The following is a 13,468-nucleotide window of genomic DNA, read 5'->3' on the forward strand; positions in this document are numbered from 1 at the left end:
TGCTCAGAGGAAGTACAGGCGGTTGAGGGAGACCGAGTCGGCGGGATCCGAACGCAGGGGCTCGCCGTCGAGGGTGACCAGGCCGGTGCGCTGGTCGACGTCGACCGCTCCGGTACGGGAGTTGTGGCGCAGGTCGGCCGGGCCGATCCCGCGGGTGCCGCGCACGGCGACCCTGCGGCGGCGGGTCGGCATCGTGTCGCTCCCCTGGTCCAGGGCGGCCTGCGCGACGAACACCACCGAGATGTCGGCCGGTGTCGCCCCGTGCGCGCCGAACTGCGGTCCCAGCACCAGGGGTTCGCAGGTGTCGGTCGCCGCGTTCGGGTCGCCGGTCACGCCGTACGCCGGGAAGCCGGACTTCAGCACCAGCTGCGGCTTGGCGCCGAAGTACTCCGGGCGCCACAGCACGATGTCGGCGAGCTTGCCGGGCTCCAGCGACCCCACCTCGTGCGCGAGGCCGTGCGCGAGGGCCGGGTTGATGGTCAGCTTGGCCATGTAGCGCAGGACGCGTTCGTTGTCGTGGTCGTCCGGGGCGCCGAACTCGGACTTCATCTTCCCGGCCATGGCGAAGGTGCGGCGGACCGTCTCGCCCGCGCGTCCCATGCCCTGCGCGTCCGACGAGGTGATGCCGATCGCGCCCAGGTCGTGCAGGACGTCCTCGGCGCCCATGGTGCCGGCGCGGATGCGGTCGCGGGCCATGGCGGCGTCGCCGGGCAGGTCGGTCTTGAGGTCGTGGACGGAGACGATCATCCCGTAGTGCTCGGCGACGGCGTCCCGGCCGAAGGGCAGGGTGGGGTTGGTGGAGGAGCCGATGACGTTCGGCACGCCCGCCATCTTCAGGACGTTGGGGACGTGTCCGCCGCCGCAGCCCTCGATGTGGAAGGCGTGGATGGTCCGCCCCTCCAGGACGCGCAGGGTGTCCTCGACGGACAGACACTCGTTCAACCCGTCGCTGTGCAGGGCCACTTGGACATCGTGCTCCTCGGCGACGCGCAGGGCGGTGTCCAGGGCGCGGGTGTGGGCGCCCATGTCCTCGTGCACCTTGAAGCCGGAGGCGCCGCCCTCGGCGAGGGCCTCCACCAGTGGGGCCGGGTCGGACGACGAACCCCGGCCCAGAAAGCCGATGTTGACCGGCCAGGCGTCGAACGCGTTGAACGCGTGCCGCAGCGCCCAGGGCGAGTTGACGCCGACGCCCCACACCGGGCCGAACTCCTGCCCGATGATCGTGGTCACGCCGGAGGCGAGCGAGGCCTCCATGACACGCGGCGACAGCAGGTGCACGTGCGTGTCGACGGACCCGGCCGTGGCGATGAGGCCCTCACCGGAGACGATCGACGTACCGGTGCCGACGACGACGTCGACCCCGTCGAGGGTGTCGGGGTTCCCGGCCCGCCCGATCGAGCAGATCCGGCCCTCCCTGATCCCGATGGAGACCTTCCGGATGCCCTGCACGGCGTCGATCACGACGACATTGCTGACGACGACGTCACAGGTCTCCCGGACGGCGGCGGCCTTGAGATGCAGCCCGTCACGGGCGGTCTTGCCGAACCCGGCGAGGAATTCGTCCCCGTAGCGCTGGGAGTCGGACTCGACCCTGATGGTCAGGCCGGAGTCCCCCAACCGGATGCGGTCACCCGCCCGGGGACCATGAGCGGCGGCGTACTCGTACGGGGTGAGGCGGCGGGCCTCGGCGGGGTGCCCTCCTGGGCGGCTCATCGCTCGACCTCCTGATCAGCGGTGTCCGATATGCCATCGGGCGGGTTCGGTACGCCGTCGTCGGGCGGGCCCGGTACGCCACCGGGCAGATCCGGCACGCCCAGGTAGCCGCAAGCGGCGGCACGGCGCAGGGCCTCCTCTCGGGCGCCCGGCGCATCCAGCGGCCCGTCCACCAGGCCGGCGAACCCGATCGCGATCCGGTCGCCGCCCATGGGCACCAGCCCGACCTCGACGCTCTCCCCCGGCCCGAACCGCACGGTGGACCCGGCGGGCACGGCGAGTCGCATGCCGTAGGCCCGCCCGCGGTCGAAGTCGAGGCGCGGGTTCGCCTCGAAGAAGTGGAAGTGGGAGGTGACGGAGACCGGCACCGTCGCGGTATTGGTGACCGTCAGCCGCGCGGCCGGCTCGGGCTCGGCGTACTCGGGTCCTGGCAGCAGCGCGCCCGGCGCGGCCGGCCCCGATCCGCCGCCGATGGGGTCGGAGACGACCGCGAGCCGCGAACCGTCGTCGAAGACCGCCTCGACATGCACCTCGGTGACGACGTCGGCGACACCGGGCAGCACATCGCCGGGCCCGAGCACGGACCGTGCGGCCTCGACGGCCTCCGCGAGCCGCTTGCCGTCCCGGGCGGCCTCGCACACCGTGTCGGCGATGAGCGCGGTCGCCTCGGGGACGTTGAGCCTCAGCCCCCTGGCCCTTCGGGCGCGGGCGAGTTCGGCGGCGCCGAAGAGCAGCAGCCGGTCGCGTTCGGTCGGGGTCAGCCGCATGTCACTCCCTCCATTTAGAGCATCACTCTAAACATGAAATCCCCCTGTCCGAAAGGTTGACGGTGAGGCGATGCACACATCACATTGAACGTCGCTCTAACCAAGGGAGACCAGCATGCCGATCGAACAGCGCGGAGTCGACACCATCCCCGAGGAGGAGCGCACCAGCGGGCCACGCGACCTCGTCTCGATCCTGCTCGGCTCCAACCTCTGCCTGGGCGTGATCGTCTTCGGCTGGCTGCCGCCGTCCTTCGGCCTGGACTGGTGGGGCTCGGTCAGCGCGGTGCTCGCGGGCACGGTGGCGGGCGTGGTGTTCACGGCTCCGCTGGCGCTGGTCTCACTGCGCACGGGCACCAACCTGTCGACCTCCTCCGGCGCCCAGTTCGGCGTGCGCGGCCGGCTGGTCGGCTCGGTGGTCGGGCTGCTGCTGGCCCTCGGCTACACCGCGCTGACCGTGTGGATCGGCGGGGACGTGATGGTGGGCGCGCTGGGCCGGCTGGCCGGGCTGCCGCAGGGCGGGGTGTCGTACGGCATCGTCTACGGGCTGCTCGCCGCGGGCACCGTCGCGGGCGCGGTGTACGGCTACCGGGTGCTGCTCGCGATGTCCCGGGTGCTGGCGTTCGGTATGACGGCCCTGCTCGTGCTCGGCGTGGCGGCCTACGCCCCCGGCTTCACCACCGCCGCGCTGCCGGAGGCCGGTGGCTATCTGCTGGACGGCTTCTGGCCGACCTGGCTGCTCGCGGCCGTGGCGGCCGGACTGTCCGGGCCGATCGCGTTCATCACGCTGCTCGGCGACTACACCCGCTACATCTCCCCGACCCGCCACTCCTCACGCCGGGTGCTGCACGCGACCTGGCTCGGGCTGACGCTGGGCCTGCTGGTGCCGCAACTCTTCGGCACCTTCACGGCGTACGCGGCCGGAGCCGCTCTCGACTACGCGGGCCCGCTGGTCGCCGCCGCCCCGGCCTGGTACCTCGTCCCGCTGCTCCTCGCGGCCTCCGCCGGGTCGGTCGGCAACGCGGGCCTGATGCTGTACTCGATGGGCCTCGACCTGGACGCGATCCTGCCGCGCGCCTCCCGCGCCACGGCCACGTACACGGTCGCCGTCGTGGCCACGGCCTGCGTCTTCGCCGGGCACTACCACTCGACCGCGCAGAACGCGATGACGTCCTTCGTGCTGCTGCTGACCGCGATCGGCACGCCCTGGGCGGTCATCACCCTCATCGGCTTCGCCCGCTGCGGCGGGGCGTACGACGCGGAGGCCCTCCAGGTATTCAACCGCCGGGCGCGGGGCGGCGCCTACTGGTACCGCGCGGGCTGGAACGTCCCGGCGACACTCTCCTGGGCCGCGGGAGCGGGCGTGGGCGTCCTGGCGGTGTCCTTGCCGTCGTACGAGGGGCCACTGCTGTCGCTGACCGGCGGGGTGGACTGCAGTTTTCTGCTGTCGGGGCTGGTGGGCGGGGTGGCTTATGTGCTCTCGGCCCCGGGCTCGGTTTCGGTGGAGCGCGGGGCCGATGAGGCAAGTCGGGCTTCCAGCCCAACCGCTTCGGGCGGCGGGTGGGCATAGGCCGGGGGTCCGGGGGCGGAGCCCCCGGGGGCCAGGGCCACTCAGCCCAGCGGGTGCATCCAACCGTGCGCGTCAGGAGCCGTACCCCGCTGAATGTCCAGCAGAGCCTGGCGGAGCCGGAGCGTGACCTCGCCCGGCTCTCCCCCGCTCTGCTTCCACTCCGCCCCGGCCCTCTTCACCGTACCGACCGGAGTGATCACAGCCGCCGTACCGCAGGCGAACACCTCGGTCAGCGCCCCGCTCTCCGAGTCCCGCTGCCACTGGTCGACCGAAACCCGGCCCTCCTCGGCCTTGTACCCGAGGTCACGGGCGACGGCGAGCAGGGAGTCCCGCGTGACGCCCTCCAGGATCGACCCGGTCAACGAGGGCGTGACGATCCTGTCCCCGTACACGAAGTACAGGTTCATCCCGCCCAGCTCCTCGACCCAGGTGTGCTCGACGGCGTCGAGGTAGCAGACCTGGTCGCAGCCCTTCGTCGCGGCCTCGGCCTGCGCGAGCAGGGACGCGGCATAGTTGCCGCCCGTCTTCGCGTCGCCCATGCCGCCGGGCACGGCACGCACCCGGTCCTCGGAGACCCAGATGGAGACCGGCTTCACGCCGCCGGGGAAGTACGCCCCGGCCGGGGAGGCGATGACCAGGAACAGGTACTCGTTGGCCGGCTTCACGCCCAGCCCGACCTCGGTCGCGATCATGAACGGACGGAGGTACAGGGACTCCTCGCCACCGTGCGCCGGAACCCACGCCTTGTCCTGCTTCACCAGCGCGTCGCACGCCTCGATGAACGTCTCGACCGGCAGCTCGGGCATGGCGAGCCGGCGCGCGGACCGCTGGAAACGCTCGGCGTTCTTCTCGGGCCGGAACGTGGCGACCGAGCCGTCGGGGCGCCGGTAGGCCTTCAGCCCCTCGAAGATCTCCTGGGCGTAGTGCAGGACCGTGGTGGCGGGGTCGAGGGAGATCGGCGCGTACGGCACGAGCTGTCCGTCGTGCCAGCCGCGGCCTTCCGTCCACTTGATCGTCACCATGTGGTCGGTGAAGTGGCGGCCGAACCCGGGGTTGGCCAGGATCGCCTCGCGCTCTGCGTCGGAGAGCGGGTTGGCGGAGGGCTTGAGCTCGATCGTGGGCGTCGTCATGGGTTGATGTCCTTCACCGGTTGTAGTGACGGGCCGCGCTCGGTACTGCTCTGAATGTGACCAGTGCTAGGACGTCCGAGCATTCCCTCATTCCGCGGCCTCGCGTTCGATTATCGCCCGTGGGCGGCGGAGGAAGGAACGGGGTGAATGCGACCCGGTGGTCGATGGTGGCACCCGGCGGGGAACATGCGAAAGCCGCCGGGTGCGGATGCGACCCGGCGGCTTCGTGAAAAGCAGCGGCGGGTCAGCCGGCTACTCGTACGGCGAGCGCATCGCCGATCTCCGTGGTGGAGCGGGCGGGCTTGCCCTTCCGCTCGGAGAGGTCGGCGGCGACCGCCTCGTCGATACGGTCGGCCTCGGCCTCGTGGCCGAGGTGGCGCAGGAGCAGGGCGACGGACAGCACCGTGGCGGTCGGGTCGGCCTTGCCCTGGCCTGCGATGTCCGGGGCCGAGCCGTGCACGGGCTCGAACATGGACGGGAAGTCTCCGGACGGGTTGATGTTGCCGGAGGCGGCCACGCCGATGCCGCCGGAGACGGCCGCGGCGAGGTCGGTGACGATGTCGCCGAAGAGGTTGTCCGTGACGACGACGTCGAAGCGCTCGGGCTGCGTGACGAGGTAGATCGTCGCCGCGTCCACGTGCATGTACTCGGTGGTGACCTCGGGGAACTCCTCGGCCACCTTGTTGAAGATGTTCGTCCACAGGTGACCCGCGAAGGTCAGCACGTTGTTCTTGTGGATCAGCGCCAGCTTCTTGCGCGGACGGGCCTGGGCACGCGCGAAGGCGTCGCGGACCACGCGCTCGACACCGAAGGCCGTGTTCACGGAGACCTCGGTGGCGACCTCGTGCTCGGTGCCCTTGCGGATCGTGCCGCCGTTGCCGGTGTACGGGCCCTCGGTGCCCTCGCGGACCACCACGAAGTCGATCTCCGGCTCGCCGGCCAGCGGGGTGGCGACACCCGGGAGCAGCTTCGACGGGCGCAGGTTGACGTGGTGGTCGAAGGCGAAGCGGAGCTTGAGCAGGAAGCCGCGCTCCAGGATGCCGGACGGCACGCTCGGGTCTCCGATGGCGCCGAGGAGGATGGCGTCGTGCTTCTTGAGGGCGTCTAGGTCGGCGTCGGTGAGGGTCTCACCGGTGGCGTGGTAGCGCCGCGCGCCGAAGTCGTACTCCTTGGTCTCCAGCTTCACATCCTGCGGAAGGACGGCGGAGAGGACCTTCAGCCCTTCGGTCACGACCTCCTGGCCGATTCCGTCACCGGGGATCACTGCGAGATTGATGCTGCGAGACATGCGGGCACCCTACTCCTCGTCCCATGGGATGACACGCAGTGTCCGCGATACGGACACGTCGCCCCTCGTTCACCCGTATGTCAGACCGGTGTTGGGCCTTGCTGGGAAGTTGACTCCCATGGAGACTCCCGACTTCGGCATTCCCCGGCGGCTCGCGGACCGGATGAGCATGGCGGAACAGCACGAGTATCTGCGGACGCGGCTGTCGCGGCGGCGCACGCTGGTGACGGCCGGCGCGGTGGCGAGCGGGCTGCTGACCGGCTGCTCGGGCTCGGGCTCGGGGTCCGGATCCGGATCCGGGGGCGCCACGGCGACCGGGGACCCGTCGCCGAGCACGTCGAAGGCCCCCGGCTCCTTCGTCCCCCCCTTCGGCCGCCATCTCGCCTTCGGCGCCGACCCGAAGTCCCAGATGCGGATCTCCTGGCAGGTGCCGCTCGCGGTGCGGAAGCCGTACATCCGGGTCGGCCTGCGCCCCGACGACCTCGGCCGCAAGGTGGAAGCTGAGCTGCGCGATCTGCACACCCCGGAGCTGAAGGGCGTACGGGCGGCGGTCGACCAGTACTACCTGCACGCGGCGCTGGACGGGCTGCGGCCCGGCACGACGTACTACTACGGCGTCGGCCATGAAGGCTTCGACCCCGCCTCCCCCGACCGCCGGTCCACCATCGCCTCCTTCCGCACGGCGCCCGCGAGCCCGCCCGAGCGGTTCGTGTTCACCGCGTTCGGCGATCAGGGCGTCGGCGAGGAGGCGGCGCTCAACGACCGTCTGCTGCTGCGGCAGAGCCCCGCCTTCCACCTCCACGCCGGTGACATCTGCTACGCCGATCCGACCGGCAAGGGCAAGGAGTCGGACGTCTTCGACGCCGGGCAGTGGGACCGGTTCCTCAAGCAGACCGAGCCGGTCGCCCGGTCGGTGCCGTGGATGGTGACGACCGGCAACCACGACATGGAGGCCTGGTACTCGCCGGACGGCTACGGCGGCCAGCTCGCCCGCTTCTCCCTGCCGGACAGCGGCTTCGACGCGCGTACGGCACCGGGCGTGTACGCCTTCACGTACGGCAACGTCGGCGTGGTCGCGCTGGACGCGAACGACGTGTCGTACGAGATCCCCGCCAACTTCGGCTACACGGAGGGGCGGCAGACGAAGTGGCTGGAGAAGAAGCTCGGTGAGCTGAGGGCCGCGAAGGACGTGGACTTCATCGTCGTCTACTTCCACCACTGCGCGTACTCGACGTCCACGCACGCCTCCGACGGCGGGGTGCGCGCCGAGTGGCTGCCGCTGTTCGCGAAGCACGAGGTGGACCTGGTGATCAACGGGCACAACCACGTGTACGAGCGGACCGACGCGATCAAGAACGGCGAGGTGGGCAGGCCGGTGCCGGTCGGCGGGACGACGGACCCGAGGCGGGACGGGATCGTCTACGTCACCGCGGGCGGCGGCGGCAAGGAGCTGTACGGCTTCCCCGACGGGGTGAAGGAGAGCTACGAGGGGAACACCGCCGACCATGACGCGGTCGCCACGTTCCGGTGGACCAAGTCCCAGGACACGAAGGGCGAGTCGGTGGAGTGGTCGCGGGTGCGCTACCGCGGGTTCTCGTTCCTCTCGGTGGAGGCGGAGAGCGGCGCCGCGCCGAAGCTGAAGGTGTCGGCGCTGGCGTCGAGCGGTGAGCGGATCGACCATTTCGAGGTGCGGCGCGGGGCGTGAGGCCCCGCACCGCGCCTCGTCGGGCGGCTCCCGGTCCTGTCAGCGGCTCCGGTGCGGCTCAGTGGCCGGTGGATCCGCCGTTGTCCCTGCGGTCGAGGGCGCGCTGGAGCGCGGCGGCGGCGTTCTTGCGGTCGGACTCGGTCGTCCGGGAAACGTGACGGACTCGGCGGCGGACGGTCGTCTCGGCCATGGGAAATCGACTCCTTCGACAGCATGGAGCGCACAGAGTGATGGGAGACGCCGGAGGGGGCGGGGAGCGGTGCCGCAGGGGTTGCCTGCACGGGGCCCGGCTCACGACCGCCATTCGCTTGGTCGAGCGAGACGTTCGGCTCCTACAAAACTAAGGGAGGCCGGAGCGTCTGTCTCCACAATTACTCGGACTTCCTACTATCTGAGACGGTGGACTGCGTCACACTGCGCTGAGCTGCGGTGATTCCTAGAGCACGTCTCCGTCGCGCCAGTCGAAGAGCAGCGCGTGCGCGGGGTCGAGCGCACCGGCGAGGGCCGGGCGGACATAGGTGCTGTCCTCTTCGTCCGGCAGGCGGATGTCGCCCTCCCGCGGGCTGAGGGCGTGCACCTCACCGCTCCACAGCCGCCAGCCGCGGGAGGTGTAGAGCCGGGCGCCGTCGTCGCTGGCGGACAGCGCGCCGAGGTCGTAGGCCCGCTCGACGACGCGTTCCAGCTCGCCCATGATCCGCCCGCCGAGGCCGCGGCGGCGGGCGTCGGAGCGGACGGCGACGTTCTCGACGTACCCGGCGCGCAGCCAGCGCCCGCGGTGCCCCACCCGGCGCATCACGACCGCCCCGTGCGCGGCGAGACCGGAGTCGTCGTGCACGAGGGCGTGCATGCCGCCGAGGCCGTGGTCCCAGTCGTCGTCGCCGAAGTCGCCCTCGAAGGCGGCGTCCAGGAGGGCCCGTACGGCGGCCAGTTCGGCGGGGGCGAGGTCGGCGGTGTGAGCGGTGCGCACGCGGATGGTCATCGGCCCAGTATGGGAAGGGGCCGGGAGGCTCTCGACCGGATATACGCCGACGGGCCGGGTCGGACGACCCGGCCCGTCGGTTCCGCGAGGGCTCAGCCCATGTGCGGGTAGGTGTAGTCGGTCGGCGGGACCAGCGTCTCCTTGATGGCGCGGGTCAGGGTCCAGCGCATCAGGTTCTGCGGGGCACCGGCCTTGTCGTTGGTGCCGGAGGCACGGCCGCCGCCGAAGGGCTGCTGGCCGACGACGGCACCGGTCGACTTGTCGTTGATGTAGAAGTTGCCGGCCGCGTAGCGGAGCTTGTCGGCCGTGTAGGCCGCCGCCGCGCGGTCGTTCGCGATGACCGAGCCGGTCAGGGCGTAGTCGGAGACGGACTCCATCTGGGTCAGCATCTCGTCGTAGCGGTCGTCCTCGTAGACGTGCACGGCGATGATCGGGCCGAAGTACTCGGTGCGGAAGACCTCGTTCTCCGGGTCGGTGCACTCGATGACGGTCGGCCGGACGAAGTAGCCCTCGGAGTCGTCGTAGGTGCCGCCCGCGACGATCGTGCAGGTGGCGTCCTCCTTGGCGCGGTCGATGGCGGCCTTGTTCTTGGCGAAGGCACGCTCGTCGATGACGGCGCCGATGAAGTTCGACAGGTCGGTGACGTCACCCATCTTGATGCCGTCGACCTCGGCGGCCAGCTCCTCCTTGAAGCCCGCGTTCCAGATCGAGGCGGGGATGTACGCGCGGGAGGTGGCGCTGCACTTCTGGCCCTGGAACTCGAAGGCACCCCGGGTGAAGGCCGTCTTCAGGATCGCCGGGTCGGCCGAGGGGTGGGCGACGAGGAAGTCCTTGCCGCCGGTCTCGCCGACCAGACGCGGGTAGGTGCGGTACTTCTCGATGTTGTTGCCGACCGTCTTCCACAGGTACTGGAAGGTGGGGGTCGACCCGGTGAAGTGGATGCCCGCGAGGTCGCGGTGCTCCAGGGCGACCTTCGAGACCTCGATGCCGTCGCCGGTGACGAGGTTGATGACGCCCTTGGGCAGACCGGCCTCCTCCAGCAGCTGCATGAGCAGCACGGCGGCGTGGGTCTGCGTCGGGGACGGCTTCCAGACGACGACGTTGCCCATCAGGGCGGGGGCCGTCGGGAGGTTGCCCGCGATGGCGGTGAAGTTGAAGGGCGTGACCGCGTAGACGAAGCCCTCCAGCGGGCGGTGGTCCAGACGGTTCCACACGCCCGGGGAGTTCGCCGGGGGCTGCTCGGCGAGCAGGTTGCGGGCGTAGGCGACGTTGAAGCGCCAGAAGTCGATCAGCTCACAGGGCGTGTCGATCTCGGCCTGCTGCGCGGTCTTGGACTGGCCGAGCATGGTGGAGGCGGCGAGCGTCTCGCGCCAGGGGCCGGACAGCAGCTCGGCGGCGCGCAGGATGATCGCGGCGCGGTCGTCGAAGGACATCGCGCGCCAGGCGGGCGCGGCGGCCAGGGCCGCGTCGATGGCGTCCTGGGCGTCGGCCTGCGTGGCGTTGCGGTACGTGCCCAGCACGGCCTGGTGGTTGTGCGGCTGGACGACCTGGAAGGCCTCGCCGCCGCCCATCCGCTTCTCGCCGCCGATGGTGCAGGGCAGGTCGACGGGGTTGTCGGCCAGCTCCTTCAGCCTGGCCTCCAGCCGGGCACGCTCGGGCGAGCCGGGGGCGTAGCCGTGCACCGGCTCGTTGACGGGGGTGGGGACCTGGGTCACAGCGTCCATGTTTTCCCAAACTCCTTACTGAGCGGTGTGTCGGTCAGCCCTTGGTGAGCATCGATCGTGCGAAGAACCGCAGGTTGGCCGGTTTCTCGGCGAGCCGGCGCATGAAGTAGCCGTACCAGTCGGTGCCGTAGGCGGTGTACACGCGCATGCGGTGGCCCTCGGCGGCGAGGCGGGTCTGCTCGTCGCCGCGGATGCCGTAGAGCATCTGGAACTCGTACTCGTCCAGTTTGCGCCCGGCGCGGTGCGCGAGCTCCTGGCCGATGGCGATCAGGCGCGGGTCGTGGGACCCGATCATCGGGTACCCCGTCCCCTCCATCAACGTACCGAGAATCCGTACGTACGCCCGATCGATCTCGTGCTTGTCCTGGTACGCGACGGAGGCGGGCTCCTTGTAGGCGCCCTTGACCAGGCGCACCCGGCTGCCGTTCGCGGCGAGGCGGCGGGCGTCGGCCTCGGTGCGGAAGAGGTAGGCCTGGATGACGCAGCCGGTCTGGGGGAAGTCCTTCCGCAGCTCCTCGTGGATGGCGAACATCGAGTCGAGGGTGGTGTGGTCCTCGGCGTCGAGGGTGACCGTGGTGCCGATCTCGGCGGCGGCCTCGACGACCGGGCGGACGTTCTTCAGGGCCAGCTCGTGGCCGTCCTCCAGCGCCTGCCCGAACATCGACAGCTTCACCGACATCTCGGCGCGGGTGCCGAGCTCCAGCGGCTTGAGGCGGTCGATCAGCTCCAGGTAGGCGTCCCGGGCGGCGGCGGCCTGCGCGGGGTTGGTGATGTCCTCGCCGACGACGTCCATCGTCAGCTCCAGACCCCGGCCGGCGAGGCCCTGGACCACCGGGACGATGTCGTCGACGCCTTCGCCCGGGATGAAGCGGTCGACGACCTGCTTGGTCACCGGGGCCGCCGAGATCAGACGTCGCATCCGGTCGCTGCGAGACGCGGCGAGAATCACGGGACCCAGCACGGGGCACCTCCAGAGCACAACCAAACGGATGGCCGAACCTCAGGCGGATGACGCTTCGGGTACGGCGCGGAGAACCACCGTGAAACCTAGGGATCCCCTCGATCGTCGACCATCGACAGCTGTCACGCATCCGTGCCGCAGATCTCAGACAGATGTATGAAGGCTTGTGGCCCGTGGGGGACAATGCCCGCATGACGTCGGAACACCGGGGCGACTACGAGGAGCTGGTCGACGAGATCTCGGAGCTGCTCGGCGCGCCCGCGACGCTGGAGAACCGGGACTTCGAGCTGATCACCTTCGGGGCGTACGACAGTGAGGGCGACCTCGATCCGTCGGCCCTGGATCCGGTGCGCACCCGCTCGATCCTGACCCGCCGTTCGACGGCTGCCGTGCGGGCGTGGTTCGAGGGCTTCGGCATCACGCGTGCGACGGGCCCGGTGCGGATCCCGCCGACGCCGGAGGCGGGGGTGAACCGGGGCCGGATCTGCCTCCCGGTCCGTCACCGGGGCGTCGTCCACGGCTATGTCTGGCTCCTGGACGACGATCCCGGCCCGAGCGAACGCCAGCTCTCCGCCGCCATGCAGGTCACGACCCGGATCGGGGCGCTGCTCGCGGACGAGGCCCAGCACGGTGCCGACCTCAGCCGCGAGCTGCGCGCCGTCCTCACGGCGGAACGCGACTGGCAGCGCGACATGGCCATAGCGGAACTCCGCACCGCCCTCGGCCCCCGCGCCGACGGTCTGCACACGGTGATCTGTGTGGCTCCCTGGCCCTCGACCGACCCCGACGACGCGCCCTCGGTCCGCACGATGCCGGGCGCGACGGCCCTGTGCACCCTGCCGTGGGGCGCCGCGTCCCAGTGCGTGGCCCTGCTGATCCGCCTGCGCTCGGCGGACGTACTGACTCCGGCGACAACGGCGGCGGCACGGCTGCTGGAGCGGGCGGGCGGTGGCGCTGCCTCCGGCGGGTCCGGGTCGAGGTCCGGGTCGGCGCCGAGGTCCGGGTCCGGGTCCGCGTCCGGCTCGGGGTCCGGGGCCAGGTCGGGGTCCGGGTCCGGGTCGGGGTCCGGGTCGGGGTCCGGGTCGGGGTCCGGGTCGGGGTCCGGTGCCGGGTCGGCATCGAGGCCCGGGTCCGTGTCCGGGGCCGGTGCCGGGTCGGCATCGAGGCCCGGGTCCGGGTCCGGGTCCCGTCAAGCGGGCTCCTCCCCCCACGGTCCAAGCGGCCCCGCCGCCGGCCTCGCCACCCCTCGCTCAGGCCTCGCAGAGCTCGGCACCGCCTGGTGGGAGGCGTCCGCCGCGGCCCGGGCCGCGCTGGCCGAGGCCCGGTTCGGGCCGGTCGCGCAGTGGGCGGAGATCGGGCCGTTCCGGCTGCTCACCGCGCTGCCGCCGGACGTGGCCCACGACCCGGCCGTACACGCCCTGCTCTTCCCGGTGCACCGGGAGCTGGCCCGTACCGCCGAGATCTACCTCGACTGCGCCGGGCAGGCCGCCCGGGCCGCCGCCGAACTGGGCATCCACCGCCAGACCCTGTACTACCGCCTGTCCCGGATAGAGAAGCTGACGGGCCTCGACCTGGACGACGGCGAGGACCGGCTGCTGCTGCACATGGCCCTGAAGGCGCACCGACTGTGAGGA

11 protein-coding genes are annotated in these 13,468 nt (G+C 71.2%); 3 read left to right on the forward strand and 8 right to left on the reverse strand.

The features are described 5' to 3' along the window. Nucleotides 1-3: 3 nt before the first annotated feature. Nucleotides 4-1,713 (reverse strand): urease subunit alpha, encoded by a 1,710-nt coding sequence (locus NNW99_RS10040; protein ID WP_215118350.1) that lies wholly within the window; start codon nucleotides 1,711-1,713, stop codon nucleotides 4-6. Then, on the reverse strand, nucleotides 1,710-2,480 hold the full coding sequence (ureA, locus tag NNW99_RS10045; RefSeq protein WP_215118351.1) for an urease subunit gamma: 771 nt from the start codon (nucleotides 2,478-2,480) through the stop codon (nucleotides 1,710-1,712). Before ureA ends, NNW99_RS10040 begins: the two co-directional genes overlap by 4 nt. 115 nt (nucleotides 2,481-2,595) lie before the next feature. Between ureA and NNW99_RS10050 the strand changes: the two genes are divergently transcribed. Next, the gene (locus NNW99_RS10050) at nucleotides 2,596-4,047 is read left to right on the forward strand and encodes a cytosine permease (RefSeq protein WP_215118352.1); all 1,452 of its coding nucleotides are present in this window, start codon (nucleotides 2,596-2,598) and stop codon (nucleotides 4,045-4,047) included. Nucleotides 4,048-4,088: 41 nt separating this feature from the next. Here the strand turns inward: NNW99_RS10050 and NNW99_RS10055 are convergent, their stop codons facing one another. Next, nucleotides 4,089-5,177 carry a branched-chain amino acid aminotransferase gene (locus NNW99_RS10055; RefSeq protein ID WP_215118353.1) on the reverse strand — a complete coding sequence of 363 codons (1,089 nt, stop codon included), beginning with the start codon at nucleotides 5,175-5,177 and terminating at the stop codon, nucleotides 4,089-4,091. A gap of 244 nt (nucleotides 5,178-5,421) precedes the next feature. Continuing rightward, entirely contained in the window at nucleotides 5,422-6,465 is a 1,044-nt protein-coding gene (locus NNW99_RS10060; protein WP_215118354.1) for a 3-isopropylmalate dehydrogenase, read from the reverse strand. 118 nt (nucleotides 6,466-6,583) lie between these two features. On the opposite strand from NNW99_RS10060, the gene NNW99_RS10065 reads away from it, so the two are divergent. After that, a complete protein-coding gene (locus tag NNW99_RS10065; protein WP_215118355.1) occupies nucleotides 6,584-8,170 on the forward strand; it encodes a metallophosphoesterase family protein in 1,587 nt (528 codons plus the stop codon). A 58-nt stretch (nucleotides 8,171-8,228) separates the two neighbouring features. Here NNW99_RS10065 and NNW99_RS10070 read toward each other — a convergent pair whose 3' ends face one another. The 4 genes from NNW99_RS10070 to NNW99_RS10085 all read right to left on the reverse strand — a co-directional run bounded on the left by NNW99_RS10070 (nucleotide 8,229) and on the right by NNW99_RS10085 (nucleotide 11,834). Then, nucleotides 8,229-8,360 (reverse strand): hypothetical protein, encoded by a 132-nt coding sequence (locus tag NNW99_RS10070; protein WP_005479955.1) that lies wholly within the window; start codon nucleotides 8,358-8,360, stop codon nucleotides 8,229-8,231. Between the two features lie 246 nt (nucleotides 8,361-8,606). Then, nucleotides 8,607-9,149, reverse strand: a complete 543-nt coding sequence (locus NNW99_RS10075) for a GNAT family N-acetyltransferase (RefSeq protein WP_215118356.1) — start codon at nucleotides 9,147-9,149, stop codon at nucleotides 8,607-8,609. 92 nt (nucleotides 9,150-9,241) lie between these two features. Then, a complete protein-coding gene (gene pruA / locus NNW99_RS10080) occupies nucleotides 9,242-10,873 on the reverse strand; it encodes an L-glutamate gamma-semialdehyde dehydrogenase (RefSeq protein ID WP_215118357.1) in 1,632 nt (543 codons plus the stop codon). Nucleotides 10,874-10,907: 34 nt separating this feature from the next. Beyond that, nucleotides 10,908-11,834 (reverse strand): proline dehydrogenase family protein, encoded by a 927-nt coding sequence (locus NNW99_RS10085; protein WP_215118358.1) that lies wholly within the window; start codon nucleotides 11,832-11,834, stop codon nucleotides 10,908-10,910. Nucleotides 11,835-12,025: 191 nt separating this feature from the next. On the opposite strand from NNW99_RS10085, the gene NNW99_RS10090 reads away from it, so the two are divergent. Further along, a complete protein-coding gene (locus tag NNW99_RS10090) occupies nucleotides 12,026-13,465 on the forward strand; it encodes a CdaR family transcriptional regulator (protein WP_215118359.1) in 1,440 nt (479 codons plus the stop codon). Nucleotides 13,466-13,468 lie beyond the last annotated feature (3 nt).

The organism is Streptomyces sp. CRCS-T-1, assembly GCF_024442335.1.
Taxonomy (GTDB): domain Bacteria; phylum Actinomycetota; class Actinomycetes; order Streptomycetales; family Streptomycetaceae; genus Streptomyces; species Streptomyces koelreuteriae.